This window comes from Actinoplanes sp. NBRC 101535, assembly GCF_030269225.1.
Taxonomy (GTDB): domain Bacteria; phylum Actinomycetota; class Actinomycetes; order Mycobacteriales; family Micromonosporaceae; genus Actinoplanes; species Actinoplanes rectilineatus.
Genome location: NZ_BSSY01000008.1, coordinates 168303 through 191251, shown reverse-complemented (window position 1 = coordinate 191251; position 22949 = coordinate 168303). Strand labels below are relative to the sequence as shown.

The following is a 22949-nucleotide window of genomic DNA, read 5'->3' as shown; positions in this document are numbered from 1 at the left end:
ATGTGGCCTGGCGGCATGCCACAACACCCGCCGGTGATCACCATTGGACAGAAAGTGATCAACGTCCATACTCGGGAGCGTGTCCCCTGCTCCTGTGCCACCCGATCCGTCGCAGATCGCCGACACCATCATCACGTGGTCCGGATTCATCCTGGCCGGGTTCAGCTTCCTGATCACGGTGATCACCGCGATCCTGGTACTCGCCGGAGTCTTCGGCCTGCGCGAGATCCGCGGCATCCGCAGGTCCGGCGAGAAGGTCTCCCAGGAGGTCGTCACCATCCTCACCGACGCGACCACCCTGCTCGCCCGGCTGCAGGACGAGGTCGCCGGGATCGACCAGCGGATGAACGCCCTGGTCGAGGTCTCCTATCTGTTCAACCAGGGTGAGGTGGCCTACCGCGACGGCGAGTACGCCAAGGCCATCGGTTATCTGGGCCAGGCCGCGAACCTGGACCCGCGCAACGCCCGGGTCCTCTACCGGCTGGGGCGGTCGCTGACCAACATGGGCGACGAGGTCGCCGCAGCCCAGCGGTTCCGGGAGATGCAGGACCTCGGCGCCCGGACCGGCGACGCGGAACGCGGGCTGGCGCTCGTGCACCGCTACAGCGATCCGGGCGGCGCCCTGCGGTACGCCCAGAAGGCGGTCGAGGTGGCCCCGGACAACCACAGCAACCACAACTGTCTGGGCCTGATCCTGCGCGACGGCGGTGACATCGACGGGGCCTTCGCGGCCCACGAGACCGCGGCGACGCTGAGCAGCGAATCGGCGGTGACCCCGTTCTACCTGGCGCTGCTGCGGGCGCGACGGCGGGCGACGCAGCGGGCGGTCGACGAGAGCCGTACGGCTGTCGACCGGGTCGGCAAGCAACGCCAGCTCAGCCCGGTCAAGTCGATGTGGGCGGAGCTGATCCTCTGGGCACACCGCGTGCTGGTCGCGGACTACGATACGGCCGACGGCCATGCCGCGACGCTCGCCCAGATCTGCACGTCGCGGCGGCGCGCCCGGGAGATCGGTGGGCATATGGACTTCCTGCTGCGGGCTCTGGAGCGGGAGTCGATGCTGGACCGCTACCTGCGACCGATCGAGCAGCACTGGCCGCCACGCCCGGGCGAATAGCCCCGGCGATTCGGTAGTGCCGGATCTTCCCGGGCAATAGGCTTCCGCCGTGTTCGCAGCAGGCAACCCGGCACGGGCCGGTTCCGGTGTCTACCTGGCGGAGCAGACGTCGCCACCCCGCAGTCTCGTCGTCGGTGGCCGGCGGCTCACCCGCTTCATGGACGAGATCTACCTGGACCGTCCCTGCGAGAAGCTGAGTCCCAAGAAGATCCAGGTGCTGAACGCGGCCCGCCGCCCGCTGCTCGACCGGGCGGACGTCGCCCAGGTCAACGCCAGCGTGCGCGAGGCCCTCGCCGGTGGCGTGCGGGCGTCCGGTGCGACCAGCGTCCTGGAGTGGGGCTGCGGCTTTCACACCATGCGCGAGCTGTTCCCCGGCGTGTCGTACGCGGGAGTGGACATCGACCCCGATGTCGTGCGGGTGGCCCGCGCCGAGGCCGCCGGTGTGCCGTTCCACCAGGCCGACCAGGACCTGGCTGCACTCCCCGATGCGAGTTTCGACGCCATCGTCAGCGCGTTCGTCTTCCATTTCCGGCTGCCCCGGCTGCATCTCGCCACCATCCACCGGGTGCTGCGCCCGGAGGGGTTTCTGCTGGCCAACGTCTATCGGCGGTCGGCACGGTCACGGCGTGAGCTCGTCGACGAGCTGCATCGTGCGGGGCTGCGGGTGGAACGGGCGCCCGACCAGGCCCGGCTCTGCGCCGACCACGAGTTCTGGTGCCTCAGACGTGCCGATTCCCCGGATCCGGGGCGGGCCGCAGCGGCCCTGCAGTGGGTACGGGGTGCGGATCGGCCGTGACAATGCGACCCTGGGCCGATGCAGCGCTCTCCTCTCGTCACCGGCATCGCCGCGGTGATCCTGCTGGTGGCGGCCTTCGTCGCGTTGCTGGGCCTGGGTTCCGCCCTGGGCCTGATCGACATCACCTTCGGCCTGCCGGCCAGGCTGACGTACACGCCCTGCGCCGTGTTGCAGCCGCTGCCCGAGACGGTCACCGCCTGCCCGCCGGCGGCGGGGGCGCTGTCCGCCGACGGCGCCCGTGCGGCATGATGTTCGTCATGAACACGAACGGAAAGGGCGGCCTCCGCCCGGCTCGATGAGCCTCCCGCGGCGTGAGCCGCACCCCGTGGGCCCCTACCTGGCCCACGCCCTCGCCCTGTCGGCCGAACACGGCCCCGGCCCCTGGCCGGACGGTGGCGAGCCCACCCCAGCGGCCGGCGCTGCACGGCCGCTGATCTCGGACACCGTCGGGGACGGCATCCGGACCCACCATATGGCCCCGACGAACCCGACCCGGACGTGCGCGACCGCATGCTCGCCGTCCGCGCCCGCAACCGCTGAAACGTGGTTCCGGGTGACCGACGGGGGTTCCCGGGATCATGACATCCTCGGCCGGTGAGCACACCATCGGTACGTATCGTCCACCTCTCCGGCCCGGCCTTCCGGGCGCTCGCCGACGGTGACCTGGAGGCGGCGAACGCGGCGTCGCCCGTTCCCGTCTCCGGCTACCTGGCCGGGCCGGAGTGCCGCGGTGTCTGGCTGATGCGCCTGCGCCAGTACGAACAGGACCCCGCGTCGGCCGACTGGACCACCGGCATCATCTGGGACGAGACGCAGTCCCTGGCCGTGGGCCGCGCCGGTTTCCACGGCCCGCCGGACTCGGGCGGCCTGGTCGAGATCGGGTACGCGGTCGACCCGGAGCACCGCCGCCGCGGCTACGCCCGGGCCGCGTTCGAGGCGCTGCTGGCCCGGGCCGCCGCCGAGCCGTCGGTGACGCGGGTCCGGGTCAGTATCCGCCCGGACAACGTCGCCTCGGCGAGGCTGGCGCTGCCCTACGGTTTCGTCAAGACCGGCGAGCAGTGGGACGAGGAGGACGGTCTGGAGTACGTCTACGACCTGGACCCCGGAACCTTGGGAAGCCGACCGGCCGACCGGAAGTAGACGTCGGTCTCTTGTGATCACCAGGCGCGCTGTGATGGCCTTTGAGCGCCCCCGAATCACGGCCCGTGGTGAGGTCACGTGTTCGACGCCGCCCGCTACGACCGCGAGGTGCTTCGCCCGTTGCGGGGCGCCCACGGCCGACTCCCGCCCGGTGATCTGCCGGCCCGCTACGCCGTGGATCCCGCCATGGACGCGGCGGAGCTGACGGCCCACCTAGCGGTGATCCGCGCCTGGTGGGAGCAGCGTGCGCAGGCGCCGGACTTCCGGGCCGAGGTGTGCCGGCTCCTCCTGCAAGCCGACGCCGAGCTCCGTGCCACCGCCGGCGACGCGATGAAGGATCCCGCCTGGTGGCAGGAGCAGGAGCGGGCCGGGCCGGAGACGGTGCTGCCGGACACTGCGGAGCGGATCGTGGCGCCGCCGGCCGAGGTCGCCGGCATGCACGCCGAGCACGACTGGCGGGCCGAGGCCCGGGCGGAGTTCTGGACCGCGCTGGCCCGGCTCGAACGAGCGCCGGCGCCGGCCGGACCCCCGCGGGCGGCGCCGGCCACCGTCGCTCCCGTGCCGACCGGGGCGCCGGCGGAGCACCTGCACGCAACGCCGGTCACCGCCGACGGCGACCGGTGCGAGGTGGAACTCTCCTGGCCGGCCGACGCGTTCTCCGGGGTGCGGATCCGCTATGCCAGCGAGGCGCCGCCGTTCCCCGCCGAGACCCTGGTCCCCTGGTCCCGAGCCGAGCAGTGGGGCACGGAGATCCCGGGGACGCCGGTCCACCGGGACGGCAGGCTGGTGCTGACCGCGGTCGTGCCCACCGGATACCACGTCTATCTGCCGCTGGCGCCCGACAGTGGGCAGGCCCGCACGGGGCGCCTGATCGCGCTCGGGGTGGCCGACCCGGTGCAGCGGCTCCAGACCCGGAGGCACGGGCACGGCACCATCGTCACCTGGGTCTGGCCGAGCGACGCGACGACGGTCCACCTGGAGTGGACGACGCCCGCGACGACCGAACGCCACGCGGTGACCCGGGCCCGGTACACCGCGGCCCGCGGCCATCTGCTCCCGGACACCCGTACCGGTGGGATGGTCCGGGTCCACGCCCTGACCCCCGTCGGTCCGGGCGTCGCCCGGTCGCCGGCGGCGACCGCGGTGGTGTCCCCGGCCGCTACCGAGGTGCACTACCAGCTCCAGCGCCGCCGCCGGTTCGGCGGCAGCGAGCTGGTGCTGTCGGTCACCGCCGACCGCGACTGCACCGAACTGGAGGTCGACGTGGTGGTGAGCACCGGCGAGTTCCTGCCCCTGGCGGCAGGCGAAGGCGCCTCGCTCCGCAGGCTCGGCCCGCTGGTCCTGGTCTCCGGCACGCCCGACCGGCACGTGCTGCCCTGGCCGGAGGTTCCCCGCCACCACCGGCCGTTCTGGATCCGCTGTTTCGCCCAGGCCCCCTATCCGGTCTCCTTCGTGGACCCCCCGATCGAGCAGATGAGGATCGCATGACTCCGACCCTGGCATGCCCGTTCTGCTACAACGTGATCCGGCGGCGGAGTGAGCTGTGGTTCCTGTGTCGGGGCCGGGCGATCGGCGATCAGCCCGCCTGCCGCCCGCTCGTGGACGAGACCCGGCGTAATCTGACCGGCTTCGCCGAGCCCTCGATGCCGGCCTTCCCGCCGGCCGCCGACAGTTCGCTGCTGCTGCGGGCCAGGGCGCACTGCCCGCGCTGCGGCGGCGAGACCCGTGCCCGGGCCTGCCCGTCCTGCCACACCCGCCTGCCGTTGGAGTTTGGCCGTTCACCCAGCCCTCTGGTGGCGGTCCTGGGCGCCCGGGGCACCGGCAAGACCGTCTATCTCACCGTCCTGTCCGAGGAGTTGCAGCGTCGCGAGCTCGGCCGGGAACTCCGGGCCACCGTCCAGCCGATCGGCGCCGGCCAGGACGGTTTCTCCTCCCAGGCCCATCAGGTAAGGCAGAACATCCGCCGGGTGTACGACGAGCATCAGCTGTTCCCCACGACCGCGCAGGCCGTCGACGGGCGTAAGGAGCCGATGGTCCTGGAGTGGCGGGGCGAGCTGGCCGACCGCTTCCGGCGGCGACGGACACGGACTCACTACCTGTCGTTCTACGACACCGCCGGGGAGGACCTGGCCGACGACAACGAGACGCTGGGCCTGCACTACCTGCAGGCCGCCAACTACCTGGTACTGCTGCTCGACCCGTTCCAACTGCCCGAGGTCCAGCAGCTGCTGCGGCTGCCCCAGGCCGCGGTCCAGCAGAACGAGCCGACCCGGGACGTACTGACCCGGATCACCGAGTCGCTGAAGCACAGCGCGCACTGGAACGGCCGGGAGATCACCGTCCCGGTGGCGGTGGCGTTCACCAAGATGGACGCGTTCTACGACCATCTCGGCGAGACCCACCTGTTACGCCGGGCGCAGCGCCGCCGCGGCGGTTACGACGACTCGCACGGCCGCACCATCCACCAGCAGGTGGGCGCGCTGCTCGACCGGTGGGGCGGCGGTGACATCAACGACTATCTGCGCAGCTACTACCGCGACTACCAGTACTTCTTCGTCTCGGCCCTGGGCGCCGAGCCGGACTACGACCACGCGACGGTCAACCCCACCGGGGTACGCCCGCACCGCGTCGAGGAACCGCTGCTCTGGCTGCTGGACAAGGGCGGCATGGTGCCCCGGGTCGGCGTATGAGCGGTTCCTTCCACACCTACGTCTACACCAACTGCCGGGCCGACGACGGCCTGCAACAACGGGACGGCTTCCAGTTCCAGGCCGTCTCCCCAGCGGCCGACCGGTCCGCGATGCCGCTGATCCAGCGCCATCTGCTCTACGAGCCGGCACCGCAGTGGATGCGCGAGCGTCGGCCGGTGACCGACTATCCGCCGTCGCTAGCCCACGTCCGCGACGGCGGGCTGTACGCCACCGCCGCCGGTGTCTACCTGGGCCAGGAGCCGACCGGCGGGCGGGAGGGCAACCAACTGACCCATGCCATCGCCACCGGGGATCCCGGCTCGTACGGCCTGGTCCGGCCGGCGCAGCTGTTCGGCGCGCCGTTCTGGACCGGTGTGCAGGTGCCCGGCAAGCAGTGCCCGCCTCTCGAGCCGGGGTGGCAGCCGGGCCCGCTCACCGTCCCGGAGGCCCAGCTCTTCGTGCAGTCGCAGTATCGCGGGGCGGCCCTGCTGACCGCACTGTTGTCGCATCTGCGGCGGGGCTCGGACCGGCGGCGGGTGCTGTTCCTGGCCCGGCATCCCGAGCCGGTGCTGCGCTGGGTGGCCGCCGCCACGCTGCTGGTGCCGCATCGTCAGGCGCTGGCCATCGACTTCAAAATCTTCACGCTGAATCCGGCATACGCGAACCACCGGATCCTGGCGGTGCACCCGGACTGGGCGACCGGGGCGGCGAACCTGGACAACCAGCTCGGCTACGTGGTGTTCGACCTGATACAGCAGGATTGGACGGCGGTGGAGCGGGACCCGTACAGCGCCCGGTGGGTGCAGTTGTTCCTCGCTGAGGATCCCTACGACGTGATGGACGCGGTCGAGGTGGCCGCCGACGCGGAGGCCGGGTCGCCGCAGATCCGGCCGGCGCAGTCCGAACTGGCGCTGGCCGTGGTGCTGAACCGGTCGCCGCACCCGGGTGCGGTGCGCCCGATCGTCGCCTGGTTGGCGTCCGCGCCACGGCACCTGATCGACCGTTACGGCGCTCAGGTGATCGACCGCCTGCTGGCCAACGCCTCGACGTGGACGGTCGAGGAGTTGCTGGAGCTGGACGAGGCCGTCCAGGACGACCGGACCGGGCACGCCGGGCGAGTACGCCTGGAGCTGCTGCAAGCCGAGATCCAGGGCCTGCGCGACGGCCGTCCGGTGTCGCCCGGCGAGTTGTCCCCGCTGGCCGAGGGTGCCTGGGACGCCGCGGACGCGGCGGAGATGCTCGCCGAGGAGATGCACCAGGCCGAACCGGACCGGTGCGAGGCTCTGCTGCGGCTGGCCTTCCGGTTCGGGGTGGCGCCGGCGCTGGCGATGAGCGAACCGGGGCTGCAGCGGTTCATCGAGCACTGGGCCGCTCGCCCGGACGCGAAGTTCAACCCGGACGAGTGGGCCGGTGGTGACGTCGTCGAGGAGCGGCTGCGGGCCCTGCTGAACCGTCGTCTCGTCGACGACACCGCCCCCGGTTCCGCCGAGCTCTTCGGCGACCAGTGGTGGGACACCCTGCTGACCGACCAGGTGGGCCTGGGCATACCTCTCGATCAGGCGCTGGTCAGTGCCGGGATGCTCCACCTCGACGACGAAGGCCGGGCCGGGCTCTTCCGGACGCGATTGCAGGCCGCCGTCCAGGAGGAGCCGCCCGGGCCGGCCTTCGAGCGGCTGGCCGAGGTGCTGTGGCGGCGGGTCGTCCCGACCATGGCGGAGGCCCGCCGGCTCGCCGTGGTCCAGCCGCGCAACCTGGTGTACGGACCCCGCTACTTTCCGCTACTCTCCACTGCTCTGCTCGCCGGGCCGGTGGACGACCGGGCCTTCCAGGCGGCCTACATCTTGGCCGAGAGCAGCCGGATCTGGGATCCGGGGCAGCGTGTCGCCGCCGTCTTGGCCGACGAGAGCAACGTCCGGTTCGTGATCGTCCAACTCGAGAAGGGTTCGACGGACGCGAACCGGGTGGCCGAGGTGATGCGGCAGGTGCCCGGCCACACCCTGGACGCGCACCTGGACCGGCTGCTGGTGGCGATGGTCGAGTGCCCGTACGCGCCGACCACGATGGCGGTTCTGGACGCGGCGCCGGAGCTGCGCGGCGAGTACACACGCACGGTGGGCGGTGGCCTGGATTCCGAGGTCTGGCGTCCGGCGCAGGTGGCGATGGCGTTCGTCGTGTGCGAGTCGCCCTTCCCGGACGCGTCGGCGGCGGACGTCCAGGTGCTCGATTTCGTACGATCGCGGCTGCGGGACTTCCTGACCCGGACCTCGGCTCTTCGCCTGCGGGAGGTCAGCGAGCAGATCCTGCTGCTCGGTGAGCCGTGGCCGGCACGCTGGGCGGTCGCTCAGCCCCGGCGGCTACTGGGCCGGATCCTGCCGCCGCGCGGTTGAGAGTCGCCCCAGGGTCAGAGGTCGCCGCGTAAGAGGCGGGCCTGGGTGGCGTGCGCCCGGGCCGGTTCGCCCTCGCCGCGGCGCTCGTGGAGTTCGGCCAGGCACTGGTAGGCGAACGCAAGGTGGTGGCGGGCCCCGGCGTCGAGCGGGTCGGCGGTGTGGATCCGCTCCCGGAGCCTGCAGGCGGTGGTCAGCAGGCCGAGCGCGTCGTCGAAGCGGCCGGTCAGCGCCGTCGTCTGCCCCTGCATGGTGAGCACTCCCGCGAGGGCGGCGGTCGCCGGGCCGGGTTCGCCGTCCGGCGCGAGGGTGCGGTAGACGGCGGCGGCATCCGCGAAGGCGTCCTCGGCCTGGTCGAGGTGTTCCAGCTCGGCCAGCAGCAGGCCGCGGCCGGTCTGCGCGGTGGCGACGCCCGGCAGGCGGCTGGGGGCGTTCGCGGCGAGCTCGCGGTAGAGCGCGACGGCCCGGTCCAGCAACGCCAGCCCGGCCGCGTGCGAGCCCAGGTCGGCGAGGTCCATCCCGTGGGCGCAGCAGGCGTAGGCGAGCCGGGACCGGACGTCCCCGGCGCCGGTCGCGGTCAGTTCGTCGTACCGTTCGACCGCTTCGGCACCGGCCCGGACGGCGAGGTCGGGCCGCCCGGCGGCGCGGGCCTGCGCGGCTTCGACGAGCAGCGCCTCGGCGAGCTCCGTTGGGCCGGCCGGGTCCAGGTCCCGGTAGCGGGCCACGCCCTCCGAGGCCGCGTCGACGGCCTCGTCGGCCCGGCCCAGGTCGCCGAGCAGGCGAGCCCGGCACACCAGGGCGTGGGCACGGGCCGGGGCCGTCGCGGGGTCGCCGCGGAGCCGGTCGAGCAGCTGGATCGCCTCGGTGACGGCGGCGAGTCCGTGCAGCGGGCGGTGGGCCCGTTCCAGGCGCAGTGCGTACGCGGTGAGGGTGCGGGCCAGTTCGGCGGTCCCCGGTCCGGCCGCGGCGAGGCGGCGGCGCAGGTCCAGTTCGTACTCGGCGTCCTGCAGCGCGTCGGCGTCCTGGCCGGCGTGTTCGCCGAGCCGGCCGCGTTCCCGGAAGGCGTCGGCGAGTGTCCGGCGGTGCGGCGCGCTGAGGGCGGCGAGTCGTTCGATCGCGGCGACCAGGGCGTCCGCGGTCGCCCGGGGCTGCCCGGCGAAGAGGGTGGCGATTCTCGGCACCCCGTCGACGACGGCCCGGAGCAGGGCTACCGGGGTGGCGCGGTCGGTCACCGTCTCCCGGGCCAGGGCGAGCAGATCGGCGCCGATGCCACCGGAGCGGGCCGCCCGGCGCAGGATCCCGGCGTGCAGGGCCGGGTGGCCGGCGGCGGCGCGCCAGAGGGCGGGCATCAGGCCGGGGGTGTCCGGGCAGGCCGGCACCAGCAGGTCCAGCGCCCGGGCGGCCTGCCGGCCGGTGACCGATCCCAGCAGGGTGAGCAGCCCGTGGTCACCGCCGACCAGGGACAGCACCAGCCGGCGGCGGAGCGCGTGCGGCAACGGCGACCAGTAGTTGTCCTCCTGCGGGCCGGGGTAGAGCTCGTACAGCCAGGTGGTGATCCGCCGGGTCCGTTCCGGGTCGGTGCCGTCGGGGGCGCTGATCCGGCGTGCCGTCTCGTGGGCTTCGGTGGCGCCGGACGCGCCGTACAGCTGGGCCGCGGCGCGGTAGAAGTCGAGCCGGTCCGGGGTGGCGAAGGAGATGCCGGTCCGGACCGCGGACCGTTCGGCGTACCAGCGTTCGCCGTCGGCCAGGTGCCGCAGGTAGTCGGCCGTGCCGGCGGCGGACAGGGCCTGGCAGGCGAGGATCACCCAGTCCGCCGGTGTGGCGGCGCCGAGGTCGGCGGCCCAGCCGGCCACCGTGTGCCGGGCCCGGGTCACCGCGGAGCCGCCGCCGGGGTACAGGTGGCCGGCCAGTTCGGTGACCAGGCCCTGTAGCGCGGCCGGGGTGGCCGCGCCGGCCGCGAACCGGTCGAGCCGGGTCTCGCCGGCCGTGGTGAATCCCCGTGCCTCGGCATCGGTGAGCAGGTCGCGCCACCACTCCCCGGCCGAGCGGGCGACGATCAGTAGGCGGACCGGCCGGTCCGTAGGTGGGGGCAGCGGGTCGAGGACGTGGTCGGCGTACTGGTCGGCGCGGTCGGCGACGATCAGGACCGGGCCGTCGCCGGGCGGCAGCGGCGCCCGGCCGCCGGCCGAGCGCCAGCCGGGCAGGCGGCGGACGAGTTCCGCCCAGAGCCGAGACTTGCCGGTGCCGGCCGGGCCGGAGAGCAGCATCACCGACGTGCCGCCGCCGGTGGTGGCGCACCAGGCGAGCAGCGCGTCCAGTTCGGAGTCGCGGTGGCGCAGCGCCGGGACGGCGCCGCGCGGGTCGAGGAGCCGGACGAGGTCGGCCGGGCCCGGTGTGCGGGCCGGGCCGCCCGGCCCGGTTCCCGGGTGGTCGGCGGCGGGCGCGGCCCGGGTCAGGCGGCGGCGGGCCCGGTCGATGTGGCGACGGCCGAGCGCGGTGACGGCGAACGGCCGGCTGTCGCCGCCCAGACGTTCCTCGCCGCCGCCGGGCACCAGGGTCGGGAACCGGGGCCGGCGGGCGGTCAGGTTGCCGCTGACCGAGACGGAGACACGCTGCCGGACCAGGTCGGCCTGCAGGGTCTCGCTGACGGTGAGGGTGGACAGCAGCAATTCCGGGACGCCGTCGACGAATCGGTACCGGCCGAGTTTCGGGTCCTCCGCGTGCAGCAGCCCGCTGAGCAACAGCTCGGCCAGGTGGGCCGGGGAGGCTGTGGGGAACATCGCGTCGTGGATGTAGCGGATGACGTCCAGGAGCGGTTCGCCGAGGGCGACGTAGCGGGCCAGTTCGAAGGCCTCCCGGGAGGAGTGCGCCCGGAACGCGCGGACCCGCTGGTCCGGGGTGAGCGGCGGGGTCCGTACCTGGTCCGGCGCGGCCGGCGGTCCGGCAGCGGTGACGGCCGCGGTGATCGGCGGTCCCCCGGCGACGAGGGTGCACCACCGGTGCAGCCAGACGCTGTCGATCTCCAGGACCGGCACCACCGGGCCGTCCGGGGCATCGCGCCCGCCGAAGGCGGCGAACCGCAGGTCGGCGTTGGGCGCGCAGGGCCGGGGCGCGGTGAGGGTGCCGGCGACGGTGGGCGCGGCGGTACGGGCCCAGAGCCGGGCGGGCAGGGGTTGCAGGACGGCCACCGGTCCGCGCCGGGCCCAGTCGCGCAGCATGGCGCCGGCCGATCCGGATCGCCAGACGGGGCCGACGCAGTCGCTGACGACGAACACCACCCGCCGGTTGACCGGGTCGACGAGCCGGCGGGGCGCGACCGTACGGTCCTGCCAGTCGGCGAGCCGGGCCTGCGGGCCGGCACCGGTGAGGCGGTGCCGGGCCACCTGACGGAAGACGCCGGACTCCCGCAGCACCTCGATGATCTCGGTGGCCAGTCCCTGCCAGATCGCCATCGAGTCGCCGGCGTCGACGACGACGATCGCGTCCAGCCACAGTCCGGCCGGGGGCCGCATCACGGCCGGCCAGCGGGCGCCGCGGGGGTGGTCGGCGGCGCGGGTGGCGGTCGCCTCCTCGTCCAGGGTGCCCAGGCCGGCGACCGGGACGCGGCGCAACAGCGGGTGCAGGGCCCGCTGGAAGGCGAGGCGGCCGGCCAGGGCGATGGGCCGCGGGACCTCGGCGACGCCCGCCGGCCGGGCCGGGCCGCGCGGGGCGCGGAACGGGTGCAGCTCCACCGGGGGTGGCTGCGCGGCGGGGGCCGGTGGCGGAACCGGCGCCGGCGGGGGCGGCCCCGGGTCCGGCGGGCCGGGCGGGGTGGCGGCAGCACGTCCCGGCGCCGGCCGGGCCGGTGGCGCGGGCAGCGGGGGCCGGCCGGCCGCGGCCGTGCGGATCTGCGCGGCGAGCCACAGCGTCTCGGCCAACTCGACCGGCGTCGGCTCGGCCCCGCCGGCCCGGACGACGGCACGCAGGTCCTCCAGGTTCACCGGCGGACCAGGGGTGTCATCACCACCGCGGCCAGGGCTTCGCGGGTCTTGTCCCGGTCGAGCCGGGCCGCGTGCACCAGGTAGATCGCGTTGAGGAGCTGGTCGGTGGCGAGGCCGCCCGCCTTCTGCCCGGCCAGGAACTGGCGGATGACCGCGGCGCTGTCCGGCGCCATGTCGGGCAGGTGGGCCTCGACGATCTGCTGCAGTTTGCGTTCGTCCGGGGTCTCGATGCGGACCTGGACGCAGCGGCGCAGGAACGCGGGCGGGAACTCCCGCTCGTCGTTGCTGGTCATCACGACGATCGGGAAGCGGCTGCAGCGGACCCGCCCGTCGCGGACGCCGACGCGTTGCGGGCTGTCAATGGTGCTCACCAGGGTGTGCGCGTGCTGTTCCGGCCGGCGCAGCAGCTCGGCGATCTCGAACTCGCCGTCCTCGAAGATGGTGAGCAGGTCGTTCGGCAGGTCCAGGTCCGCCTTGTCGACCTCGTCGATGAGCAGAACCCGGGGTCGGCGGCGGGGCAGGAGGGCGGTGCCGAGCGGGCCGAGCCGCAGGTAGCGGCCCAGGTCCTCGTCGGGGTCCGCGGCCGGGTCGTCGTCGCGGCGGCTGGCCGCGTAGAGCCGGGCCAACGGATCGTACTGATAGAGCCCGTCGCGCAGGGTGGCCCGGCTGGTGATGTTCCAGCGCAGCGCCCGGCCCAGGTTCAGCTCGTGGGCGATGGCGGTGGCCAGCGTGGACTTGCCGGTGCCCGGCGCCCCGGTGACCAGCAGCGGGCGGCGCAGGTACAGCGCCGCGTTGACCAGTTCGACGGTCTGCGGGTCCGGCCGGTACCGCAGGCCGGCCCGGTGTTCCTTGTCCCGGGTCTCCGGGACGAACGGCGGTTCGTCACCGGGGTCCGGGTCCGGGTCGAAGCCCCGCCACGGCGGTGGTGGCGGCAGCGTGCCGATCCGGTCGTTGGGCTCACCGGTCCCCCGGTAGATGTGCCAGGCGTCGTCGGGCACGGTCACCTCACTCCGCGAAGCTGAGCGGCAGGGGCCGCCGCCGGCCGTCGTCACGCAGCAGCGTGACGCCGCTGCCACAGTGTTTGTCGCCTTCGGCCGCCGCGTCCGCGCGGATCCTGCGCAGCGCGGCGCCGATGGTGTCGATGGTCGTGCCGCGCAGCCGGTCGCCGAGTTCCTGCCGGTACCGCACGGTTGGGCAGTCGGCGCCGGGCGGGTGGTCGGACTGGCAGGGCAGCCGGCGCCAGAGCAGGATCGGCGGCCCGGCGGCCACCGCGCCGGCGACGTGTTCCGGGCGGGACCAGTCCCCGGCGAGGCCGAGGGCGAAGGGGCCGTCGTCCTGGCGCAGCCAGGCCTTGTAGCGGACCGGGTCGCCCGGCTGTTCGGTGCAGTCGCGCCAGCGCAGGTGCTCGCCGATACCGGCGTGGCGTTCCCGCAGCATCTCCGCGCTGCGGGTGAGCCGTGCCGGGTTGGCGTGGTGGAACCAGTCGAGGTCGCGGACGGTGACCGGGCGGGTGATGCCGAGCGGGGTGCGGTCGTCGGCCAGGTCGGTCCACTCGTCCACCGGCTCGGCCAGGAAGCTGCGGGGCAGGACGAACTCGACCGCCGCGGCGTCGCTGCCGGCCGGGAGCCGGTCCAGGGCTTCAACGAGCGCGGTCTCGACCTGATCGCGCCATTGCGCCCGGGTCAGCCCGCCGCGGTGCAGAACGGGTTCGGTCAGCTCGCCGTCCGGGCCGGTGACCGTCCACACGGTGAGGTCGTAGGTCTCCCCGGGGGCCGCCGCGGACGGTTCGAGCCGGATCACCACGGCGCACTCGTGGACCGGGACCGGCACGGTCGGGTTGTACTTGAAGATGTGCGTGTTGACCCATCGCCGGATCTCGTCGGTGGGGAACCGGGTCAGCAGGCCGCTGAGGACGCCGAGCATCTCCTCGTCGTCGAGGTCGACCGGCTCCACCACCAGGGATTCGATCAACGCCGGCAGGGTGGTCAGCCGGTGGGGCAGCCCGTCGACCTGGCCGCGAAGCCGGGCGAGGATCCGGCCGACCTTGGCCGGTGGGATCGCCAGCGGCCGCAGCGCCGCGCGCAGCTCGGTGTAGGCGCGGGCGCTGAGCGCCCCGAGCTCGATGATGTCGTCCAGCCGGGGGCAGTGCTGGGCGAGCCGGGCGACCGGCACCATCACGCCGATGCGTTCCTCGCCGGCGCTCGCGCCTTTGATCATCCCCACGACCCGGCCGGTGCTCTCGTGGTACGCGGCCGCGCCGCTGAACCCTGACGGCAGCCAGGCTCCCAGGTCGTCGTCGGCGTCGAGCTGGACGTTGGCGCCCATCAGGCGCAGCGGAGCGGCCCGGAACCGGGTGTTGACGCCGTCGTCGGCGAAGCCGCGGGGGAACCCGAGGGCGGTGAACGGCTGCCCGGCATAGATCTCGACGGCGTGGTGCGGGGCGAACTCGGCCGGCGGTACCCGGACCGGCTGCTCCAGTTCGAGGACGGCGACGTCGGCGGCGTCCGCGGTCGGCGTCCACCACGGGCCGCCGGTGACCACGGCAGCGGGGCGGGGCTCGGGGCGGTCGCGCAGCACGACGGTGGCGGCGGCCTGTCCGCGCACCACGTGGGCGCAGGTCAGGACGTGCCGGGGACCGACCAGGAAGCCGCTGCCGCGTCTTCCGGTGGCCGGGACGTCGATCCGGGCCTGCCAGAGCGGCTCAGTCATGCGTCGTCGGACTCCCGCGGGCCGGCCGTCTGCGCGGACCAGGCCAGCCGGACGATCAGATGCCCCTCGGCGGCGGTCTTGGCGACCACCGCCCCGGTCTCGGCCTTGAACTTGACGCCGAACTCCAGTTCGACGCTGTCCGGCCGGCGGGGACCGCCCCGGAGGGTGCCGAGTGCGCGCTGGGCCATCTCGCGGATCTCGGTGAGGCTCGCCTCGAGGGACTCGCGAGCCTTGACCACCGCGGTGTCCAGTCCGACGTCGACCATCCCGGCGCCGTCGGTGGACGGTGGGTCGATCTCGACCAGCACCGCGGTCCCGTCCGTCGCCTGCAGCCGCATGAGGTCAGTCGGCACGTCGCGCCCTCCCGGTCAGCCGATGTGGCATCGAGCATCCACCGGTGGGCGGGAGGGCACTATCGGCCGTCCGTCCACCATGCCCGCGAACGGTCAGGTCATCGAGTCCGGTTGATCGGGTGGGCCGCCGGCGGGGGCGGCCACCGGGACCGGCGACGGGATCGGGCGGTTCGGGGACGCCTCGGCCAGGTGGTGACGGCAGGTGACCGCGGCGGCGGGCAGCGGCCGGTCCCGGTGGTGCAGCACGCCGATCGGCGGGTGCAGGGGTGGCGGGTGCAGGTGGCGGACCACGATCGGCGGGCCGGCCGGGGCCTCCGCGGCCTGCCGGGTCAGCAGGGCCACGCCGCAGCCGGCCGCGACCAGGGCCCGCACGCCCGCCGGGTGCGGGGACTCGTACTGGACGCGGGGGGTGAAGCCGGCGCTGCGGGCGGCGTCGGTGAGGATCCAGCGCAGCAGGCTGCCCGGTGGTTCGCCGGCGTACGGTTCGTCGCGGGTGTCGGTGAGGTTCAGCCGGGCCGGCCGGTCCAGGGCGTGTCCCGGCGGCACGGCCAGGACCAGGTATTCGTCGAGCAGCGGCAGCGCCTCGAACCGGGGTGGCAGGTCCACGTAGACCGGGCCGACCACCAGGTCCAGGTCGCCTTCGTCGAGGGCGCCGAGCAGCCCGGTCAGCGGCCCGGACCGCAGCCGGACGGTGATGTCGGGGAACCGGTCGCGGAAGGCGCCCAGCACGCGCGGCAGGTCGTAGCCGCCGACGGCGGCCGCGCCGATCGCGACCCGGCCCCCGCTCACGGTGGTGATCTCGCCGAGTTCGGCGCGGGCGCCGTCGAGTTCGGCGAGCACCCGCCGGGCGCGGGCGACGAACATCTCCCCGGCGGGTGTCAGCGCCACCTTGCGGGTGGTGCGGGCGAACAGCGGCACCCCGATCTCCGCCTCGAGGGCCCGGATCTGGGCGGACACCGCGGACTGGGCCACGTGCAGCCGCTCGGCGGCCCGGGTGAAACCCCCGTGCCGGGCGACCGCCTCCACATAGCTGAGCTGCCGTAACTCCACCCTCTCAGGGTGCCGGGCCGGGCCTGCCGGCGGTCCGGTTCACCGCTGGTCCACCGGGAAGGGGTACCCCCATTCCTTGGCGAGCAGTTCGTAGCTGCGGACCCGGTCGGGGTGGTGGTAGGCGATCGTGGTGACCAGTAGTTCGTCGGCGCCGGTGACGCGTTGCAGGGTGCGCAGCTGCTCGGCGACGGTGGCGGGTGAGCCGACGAACCGGGTGGACACCCGGTCGGCCACCAGGTCGCCGTCGGCGCTGCTCCACGCGTACCCCTCGGCCTGTTCGATGCTGGGGAACGGCACCGCGCCGAGCCCGGTCCGGATGCTGCGCACCCACAGGGCGAAGGGCACCGCCAGGCGTTGGGCCGTCGCGTCGTCCTCGGCGACCAGGACGTCCGCCGACACCATCAGGTGGGGTTTCGCCAAGGACGACGACGGCACGAACGATGCGCGGTACGCCTGCGCGGCCTCGAGGACCTTGGCCGGGGCGACGTGGTAGTTCGCGGCGAACGGCAGGCCGCGCGCCCCGGCGGTGCGGGCGCTCTCGCCGCCGCTGCTGCCGAGCAGCCACACGTCGAGGTCGGCGCCGGCGCCGGGGATCGCGGTGACCTCGTTGCCCTCGCCGTCGGTGTAGGGCCCGGCGAGCAGGGCGAAGATCTGGTCGAGGATCTCGTCGAGGGGCAGCGACTCGGCGCCCGGCTGTTGCAGCAGGCTGCTCGCCAGGGCGGTGCGCTTCGAGGCGAAGATCGGCGCCCAGGAGAACGGTTTCGGGATGAGCAGGCCGTCGACGACCTGCTCCTCCTGCGGCACGGCGTGTTTCGCGGTCTCCCGCAGCGCCTCCTTCTTGGCCTGCCCGGACCGGCCCAGCCCCAGGTCGAAGCGTCCGGGGTAGAGCGCGTCGAGCAGCCCGAACTGTTCCACGATCGACAGGGCGGTCTGGTGTCCGGTCTGCACGGCGCCGGAGCCGAGCCGGATGTGGTCGGTGACCGCGGCGATCTGCCCGAGCAGCAGGGCCGGCTGGGCGCTGGCCACGCCGGGGGTGAAGTGGTGTTCGGCCACCCAGTAGCGGTGGTAGCCGAACTGTTCGGCCCGGCGGGCCAGGTCGAGGGTGCGGCGCAGGGCGTCACCGACGTCACCGCCGGCGACGAGCGGGGCCAGGTCCAGGATCGAGAGGGGTACGGGCATGCCTACCGCCCTTTCAGTGGTCGGAGAACGGGGGCGATCTCGCCGGCGAACAGTTCCAGGCTCGCCCGGTGCTGTTCGTCGGTGAGCCCTTCGGTGTCGGCGCTCAGGTGCATCACCGCGTGGCCGAACCGCTCGTGGTACCGGTGCACCTTGTCGATGATCTGTTGCGGGCTGCCGACCAGGATGGAGCTGCGCTCGATCGCGTCCTCGAGGGTGGGGAAGACGGGTTGCACCCCGACCGCCCGGAACGCCTGCAGCCTGCGTTCATAGATCGGCTTGTAGACGGAGACGGCTTCCTGTGTCGTGCGGGCGGCGTAGAAACCGGCCGTGCCGGCGCCGATCCGGATCGCGGCCGGGTCGTGGCCGTGGAACGCCCACCGTTCCCGGTAGTAGTCGATCAGTTCGGCGTACGGCTCGATCGGGTTCGTCACGTTGGCCGAGAACAGCGGGTCGCCGTAGGACGCGGCCAGGTCCACCGATGCCCGGCTCGTCGCGCTGCCGTGCCAGACGGTGATCGGCTGCTGCAGGGGCCGCGGCCAGGTCTCGGCGCCGGTCAGCGACGGCCGGAACCGTCCCTGCCAGGTGACCTCGTCCTCGCGCCACAACCGGCGGAACAGGTCGTAGCTCTCCCGTAGCCGGTCCCACTGGTCGTCGACGGTCACGTGGAACAGCTGCGCCTGGGCCGCCCCGTTGCCCTTGCCGATGATCAGTTGCAGCCGGCCGCCGGACAGGTTGTCCAGGGTGCTGTAGTCCTCGAAGGCCCGGACCGGGTCGAGCAGGCTCAGCGTGGTGACCCCGGTCCACAGTTCGATCCGGGAGGTGCGGGCCGCGATGTGGCTGAGCACCACCGGCGGCGACGAGGACAGGAACGGCCGTTCGTGGCGTTCGCCGACCCCGTACGCGTCGAAGCCGAGTTCCTCGCCCAGCACGGCGTTCTCGACCACCTCGCGCAGCCGCCGGGTCTGGCTCTTCGACCGGTCGGTGTACGTGATCAGGCTGAGCAGCAGGAACTTCATCGCAGGCCCAGGTTCTGCCGCAGGGTGGTGCCGGTGTACCCGGTGCGGAACACGCCGCGTTCCTGCAGCAGCGGCACGACCTGGTCCACGAAGTCGTCCAGGCCGGTCGGGGTCAGGTGCGGGACCAGGATGAACCCGTCGCACGCGCCGGTCTGGACGTATTCGTCGAGGCGGGCGGCGACGTCGGCGGGGGTGCCGATGAAGTTCTGCCGGCCGGTCACCTCGATGATCAGGTCGCGGATCGACAGTTTCTTCTGCTCGGCCAGCGCCCGCCATTCGTTCGCGGTACCGATCCGGTCCGGGTACATGCCGGCGCGGCCCTTGATGATCGTGTCGTCCTCGTCCAGTACCGGATCGATCGACGGCAGCGGGCCCTCGGGGTCGTAGCCGGACAGGTCCCGGTTCCACAGTTGTTCCAGCAGCAGGATCGCGGTCTGCGGGCTGACCTGCTGCCGGCGGATGTGGTGCGCCTTCTCCTGGGCGTCGGCGGCGCTGTCGCCCAGCACGTACGAGACGCCCGGGATGATTTTGAGGTCGTCGGGGTCGCGCCCGTGGCCGGCCACGCGTGTCTTGATGTCGCGGTAGAACTCGCGGGCGTCATCGATCCGGTGGTGCCGCGAGAAGATCGCATCGGCGTGCTCCGCCGCCACGTCGCGCCCGCCGGCGGAGTCCCCGGCCTGCAGGATCACCGGGTGGCCCTGCGGGCTGCGCGGCACCGGAAACGTGCCGGAGATGTCGAACTGGCTGGTGCGGATCCGGAAGTCGCCGCCGCCGGTGTCCCACAGCGCCTTCGCCGTCGTGATGAACTCGGCGGCCCGCACGTACCGGTCCGCGTGGTCGAGGAACCCGCCGCGCCGGAAGTTCTCGCCGAAGAACGCCCCGGGTGAGGTCACCACGTTCCACGCGGCCCGCCCGTTCGACAGGTGGTCCAGGGTGGCCAGTTGCCGGGCCAGTTCGAACGGCTCGTGCCAGGTGGCGTTGAGCGTGCCGGCCAGGCCCAGGTGTTCGGTGACGGCGGCCAGTGCGGACAGCACGGTCAGCGTGTCCGGGCGCCCGACCACGTCCAGGTCGTGGATCAGTCCCCGCTGCTCGCGCAGGCGCAGCCCTTCGGCGAGGAAGAAGAAGTCGAACAGGCCGCGTTCGGCGGTCCGGGCGAGGTGAACGAAGGAGTCGAAGGCGATCTGGCTGCCGGCGCGGGGGTCGCTCCACACGGTGGTGTTGTTCACGCCCGGGAAGTGCGCGGCGAGGATGATCTGTTTAGGCATGGGCCGCCTCCTCGTAACGGTTGACGGCCTGCGGCAGGCCGAGGCGTTCGCGCAGGGTGGTGGCGTCCGACGGGGTGAACAGGCCACGTCGCCGCAGCTCTGCCACCAGGTCGCCGTCCACGTCGGCGCCGGTCAGGCGTACCCCTGAAATGCCGGTTTTCTCTAGTTTTTCAATGACATCAACGGTGTTGTCCGACACCGCCACGTCGATGAAGATCTTCTTCTCGGCCGGGAGGTCCCGCACGATGTCGGCGGCGGCGTCCGGCGTCGTGAAGTACACGTCGACGTCCAGGGAGTTCCACACCTGCGGCCCGTGGGCCAGCGCCGCCACCACCGGCTGCCCCTGCGGCGGCCGCGGCACGATCGACGGACCCTTCACCGAGAAGTACGTGCCGTCGAACTCCACGTAGTGCAGCCGGTCCCGGTCGATGTACCGGCCGGTCGCCACGTCCTTGATGATCGCGTCGTCCTGCCAGCTGTCCCAGAGCCGCCGCACCACCTCGACGGCCTCCCGGGCCTCGGCGAACAGGCCGCCGAACCCGAGCGGTTCGCGGCGCCCGACCAGGGCCGCCTCGCCCGGGTCGGCGGAGACCCGCACCTGCCAGCCCGCCCGGCCCCGGCTCACGAAGTCGAGCGTGGCCAGCGCGGTGGACAGGTGGAACGGTTCGGTGTGGGTGGTGGTGGCCACCGGAACCAGGCCGACGTGCCGGGTCAGCGGTGCGAGCCGCGCGGCCAGCAGCACCGCCTCTGGCCCGGCCCCGCCGAACGTGTCGGCGAACGTGACGAAGTCCAGCTCCGCCTCGTCGAGGGCCCGGATCCGGGCGATCCAGTCGGGGGCGGCGAACGAGCCACCGTCCAGCTCGACCGCCAGTCGTAGGGTCATGTCCTTACCTCCAGTTTCGGCACGGCGGCCAGCAGCGTGCGCGTGTACTCGTGTCCGGCGTGGTCGAAGACGGCCTTGACCGGGCCCTGCTCGACGACCCGGCCGTCCTGCAGGACCAGCACCCGGTCGGCGATGTCGCGGATCACCCCGAGGTCGTGGGAGATGAACAGCAGCGCCGTCCCGTCGGTCTCCCGGATCCCGGCGAGCAGATCCAGGACCTGCGCCTGCACCGACACGTCCAGGGCGGACACCGGCTCGTCGCAGATGATCAGGCTGGGGCGGGGCGCGATGGCCCGGGCGACCGCGACCCGCTGCCGCTGCCCGCCGGAGAGCTGCCGCGGATAGCGGTCCAGCACCTCCGGGCCGAGACCGACCCGGGCCAGCACCGGTTCGGCGCTCTCACCCCGGCCGAGCGCCTCGCCGACGATGCGCCGCACCGTCCAGCGCGGATCGAACGCGGACAGCGGATCCTGGGCGATGAACTGCAGCCGCCGCCGGATCGGCCGGCGGGCCCGTTCCGGGATGCCACTGAACGGCTCGCCCTCGAACCGCACGTGCCCGGACGTCGGGTCGGTCAGACCGAACAGCAGCTGCGCCAGGGTGGTCTTGCCCGACCCGGACTCGCCGACCAGGCCGACGATCTCGCCGCGGCGGATACTCACCCCGACGTCGCGGACGACGGTGCGGTCCCCGTAGACCTTGCGCAACGCGGTCGCCTCGGCGACCACCGGTCCCGGCTCGGTGCGGGCCGGGCGCCGGCGGCCGTTCGCCGCCGCGATCAGTTCCTTCGTGTACGGGTGCCCGGCCGCCGACAGCAGCACACCGGTCGTCCCGGACTCGACGATCCGGCCGTCCTTCATCACCAGGATCCGGTCGGCGAGTCGCGACACCACGGCCAGGTCGTGGCTGATCAGCAGCAGGGTCTCGCCGGCCGCCCGCCGTTCCGCGAGCAGGGTGAGGATCTGCGCCTGGACGGTGGCGTCCAGGGCGGTGGTGGGCTCGTCGGCGATCAGCAGCCGCGGGCCGCCGGCCAGCGCCGACGCGATCAGGGCCCGCTGGCGCAACCCGCCGGAGAGCTGGTGCGGGTACTGCCTCGCGCGGCGTTCCGGTTCCGGCACGTGCACGTCGGTGAGCAGCTGCCGGACCCGGGCGTCGCGGTCGCGGCGCTCGCCGATGCCGTGGGTGCGCAGCACCTCCCCGATCTCCGCGCCGACCGTGCGCAGCGGGTCGAGCGAGACCAGCGCGTCCTGCAGGACCAGCCCGGCGAACCGGCCGCGCAGCCGCCGCCAGTCCCGGCCGGTGGCCCCGCGCATGTCACGCCCGTCGACGGTGAACCGGTCGGCGCTCACCTGCGCGCCCGGCCCGGCGAGCCCGGCCAGGCTGCGCGCGGTGACGCTCTTGCCGGAGCCGCTCTCCCCCACCAGGGCCACGCACTCGCCCGGTTCGATCCGGAAGCTGACCCCGCGGACCGCCTCCACCTGCCGCTTCGGCAGCCGGAAGACGACCCGCAGATTCTCGACCTCGATCATGCGGCCTCCCGGCCCTCGAAGCGGCGCTGGAGACGACGGCCGGTGACGGTCAGGGCGATGACGACGGCGGTGACCACCGCACCGGGCAGGATCGACGCCCACCAGGCCACGTGCAGATAACCGCGGCCCTCGGAGATCATCGCGCCCCACTCCGGGGAGGGCGGCTGCGGTCCGAGACCCAGGAAACTCAACCCGGCGGCGATCATGATGGACTCGCCGAGGCCGATCATCGCCAGGACCGGGACCGGCCCGAGCACGTTGGGCAGCACGTGCCGCAGGACGAGGCGGATCCGGGAACCACCGAACGCGACCGCATGCGTCACGTACGCGGCCCGCCGCACCACGAACGTCTGCGCCCGCACCACCCGCGCGTAGTGCGGCGTCATCGCCAGCCCGATCGCCACGATCAGGCTGGTGGTGCCGACCCCGGCCACCGCGATGAACAGCAACGCGAGCAGCACCAGCGGGAACGCCGACAGCGCGTCGAACCCGCGGCTCAGGGCCTCGTCGGCGTACCGGTGGGTGAGCCCGGCGAGCAACCCGAGCAGCAGCCCGGCGCCGACCGAGATACCGGTGGCCGCCACCCCGATGCTCAGCGAATGCCGGGCGCCGTGCACCACCCGGTCGAAGACGTCACGGCCCAGCTGGTCGGTGCCGAACCAGTGCGCGGCCGACGGCGCCTCGAGCACCCGCAGCGGATCGGCCGCGAGCGGATCCCCGGCGAACAGCCCCGGCACCGCCGCCGCGGCCAGCGCCAGCAGCAGGAAGGCCACCGCGACGGCGACACCGGTCCGGGGCCGCAAACGTGACGTGCTCCCCAGCCGGCCGGTGAACGGCCGGGTCAACGCGACGGTCATC

18 protein-coding genes are annotated in these 22949 nt (G+C 73.5%); 7 read left to right on the top strand and 11 right to left on the bottom strand.

Features of this window, described 5'->3' with window-relative positions:
• Positions 1–79: 79 nt before the first annotated feature.
• The 7 genes from QSK32_RS23235 (at position 80) to QSK32_RS23205 (ending at position 8130) form a co-directional block, all read left to right on the top strand.
• Complete coding sequence (locus tag QSK32_RS23235; protein WP_157411295.1) at positions 80–1117, top strand: tetratricopeptide repeat protein; 1038 nt, start codon at positions 80–82, stop codon at positions 1115–1117.
• Positions 1118–1166: 49 nt separating this feature from the next.
• A complete protein-coding gene (locus QSK32_RS23230) occupies positions 1167–1913 on the top strand; it encodes a class I SAM-dependent methyltransferase (protein WP_045745414.1) in 747 nt (248 codons plus the stop codon).
• Positions 1914–1931: 18 nt separating this feature from the next.
• Entirely contained in the window at positions 1932–2162 is a 231-nt protein-coding gene (locus QSK32_RS23225; RefSeq protein ID WP_285473147.1) for a hypothetical protein, read from the top strand.
• A gap of 345 nt (positions 2163–2507) precedes the next feature.
• Positions 2508–3053 (top strand): GNAT family N-acetyltransferase, encoded by a 546-nt coding sequence (locus tag QSK32_RS23220; RefSeq protein WP_045745417.1) that lies wholly within the window; start codon positions 2508–2510, stop codon positions 3051–3053.
• A gap of 78 nt (positions 3054–3131) precedes the next feature.
• The gene (locus tag QSK32_RS23215) at positions 3132–4541 is read left to right on the top strand and encodes a hypothetical protein (protein ID WP_285473146.1); all 1410 of its coding nucleotides are present in this window, start codon (positions 3132–3134) and stop codon (positions 4539–4541) included.
• Complete coding sequence (locus QSK32_RS23210; RefSeq protein WP_285473145.1) at positions 4538–5743, top strand: TRAFAC clade GTPase domain-containing protein; 1206 nt, start codon at positions 4538–4540, stop codon at positions 5741–5743. The genes QSK32_RS23215 and QSK32_RS23210 overlap by 4 nt, the downstream gene beginning before the upstream one ends.
• Positions 5740–8130: a GTPase-associated protein 1-related protein gene (locus QSK32_RS23205; RefSeq protein ID WP_045745420.1), complete on the top strand. Its 2391-nt coding sequence runs from the start codon at positions 5740–5742 to the stop codon at positions 8128–8130. The genes QSK32_RS23210 and QSK32_RS23205 overlap by 4 nt, the downstream gene beginning before the upstream one ends.
• 14 nt (positions 8131–8144) lie before the next feature.
• On the opposite strand, the gene QSK32_RS23200 is transcribed toward QSK32_RS23205, so the two are convergent.
• The 11 genes from QSK32_RS23200 to QSK32_RS23150 all read right to left on the bottom strand — a co-directional run bounded on the left by QSK32_RS23200 (position 8145) and on the right by QSK32_RS23150 (position 22948).
• Positions 8145–12107 carry a tetratricopeptide repeat protein gene (locus tag QSK32_RS23200; protein WP_052720904.1) on the bottom strand — a complete coding sequence of 1321 codons (3963 nt, stop codon included), beginning with the start codon at positions 12105–12107 and terminating at the stop codon, positions 8145–8147.
• Positions 12104–13111: an AAA family ATPase gene (locus QSK32_RS23195; protein ID WP_211275488.1), complete on the bottom strand. Its 1008-nt coding sequence runs from the start codon at positions 13109–13111 to the stop codon at positions 12104–12106. Before QSK32_RS23195 ends, QSK32_RS23200 begins: the two co-directional genes overlap by 4 nt.
• Position 13112: 1 nt before the next feature.
• Positions 13113–14816: a VMAP-C domain-containing protein gene (locus QSK32_RS23190; protein WP_285473144.1), complete on the bottom strand. Its 1704-nt coding sequence runs from the start codon at positions 14814–14816 to the stop codon at positions 13113–13115.
• A complete protein-coding gene (locus QSK32_RS23185; protein ID WP_211275489.1) occupies positions 14813–15169 on the bottom strand; it encodes a CU044_2847 family protein in 357 nt (118 codons plus the stop codon). Before QSK32_RS23185 ends, QSK32_RS23190 begins: the two co-directional genes overlap by 4 nt.
• A gap of 93 nt (positions 15170–15262) precedes the next feature.
• Positions 15263–16219 (bottom strand): LysR family transcriptional regulator, encoded by a 957-nt coding sequence (locus QSK32_RS23180; RefSeq protein WP_045745423.1) that lies wholly within the window; start codon positions 16217–16219, stop codon positions 15263–15265.
• Between the two features lie 39 nt (positions 16220–16258).
• Positions 16259–17398 (bottom strand): LLM class flavin-dependent oxidoreductase, encoded by a 1140-nt coding sequence (locus tag QSK32_RS23175; protein ID WP_285473143.1) that lies wholly within the window; start codon positions 17396–17398, stop codon positions 16259–16261.
• A 2-nt stretch (positions 17399–17400) separates the two neighbouring features.
• Positions 17401–18414 (bottom strand): LLM class flavin-dependent oxidoreductase, encoded by a 1014-nt coding sequence (locus tag QSK32_RS23170; protein ID WP_045745425.1) that lies wholly within the window; start codon positions 18412–18414, stop codon positions 17401–17403.
• On the bottom strand, positions 18411–19679 hold the full coding sequence (locus QSK32_RS23165) for an LLM class flavin-dependent oxidoreductase (RefSeq protein WP_045745426.1): 1269 nt from the start codon (positions 19677–19679) through the stop codon (positions 18411–18413). Before QSK32_RS23165 ends, QSK32_RS23170 begins: the two co-directional genes overlap by 4 nt.
• Entirely contained in the window at positions 19672–20562 is an 891-nt protein-coding gene (locus QSK32_RS23160) for an LLM class flavin-dependent oxidoreductase (protein ID WP_045745427.1), read from the bottom strand. Before QSK32_RS23160 ends, QSK32_RS23165 begins: the two co-directional genes overlap by 8 nt.
• The gene (nikE, locus tag QSK32_RS23155) at positions 20559–22091 is read right to left on the bottom strand and encodes a nickel ABC transporter ATP-binding protein NikE (protein WP_285473142.1); all 1533 of its coding nucleotides are present in this window, start codon (positions 22089–22091) and stop codon (positions 20559–20561) included. The genes QSK32_RS23160 and nikE overlap by 4 nt, the downstream gene beginning before the upstream one ends.
• Positions 22088–22948 (bottom strand): ABC transporter permease, encoded by an 861-nt coding sequence (locus QSK32_RS23150; protein ID WP_285473141.1) that lies wholly within the window; start codon positions 22946–22948, stop codon positions 22088–22090. The genes nikE and QSK32_RS23150 overlap by 4 nt, the downstream gene beginning before the upstream one ends.
• Between the last annotated feature and the right edge of the window lies 1 nt (position 22949).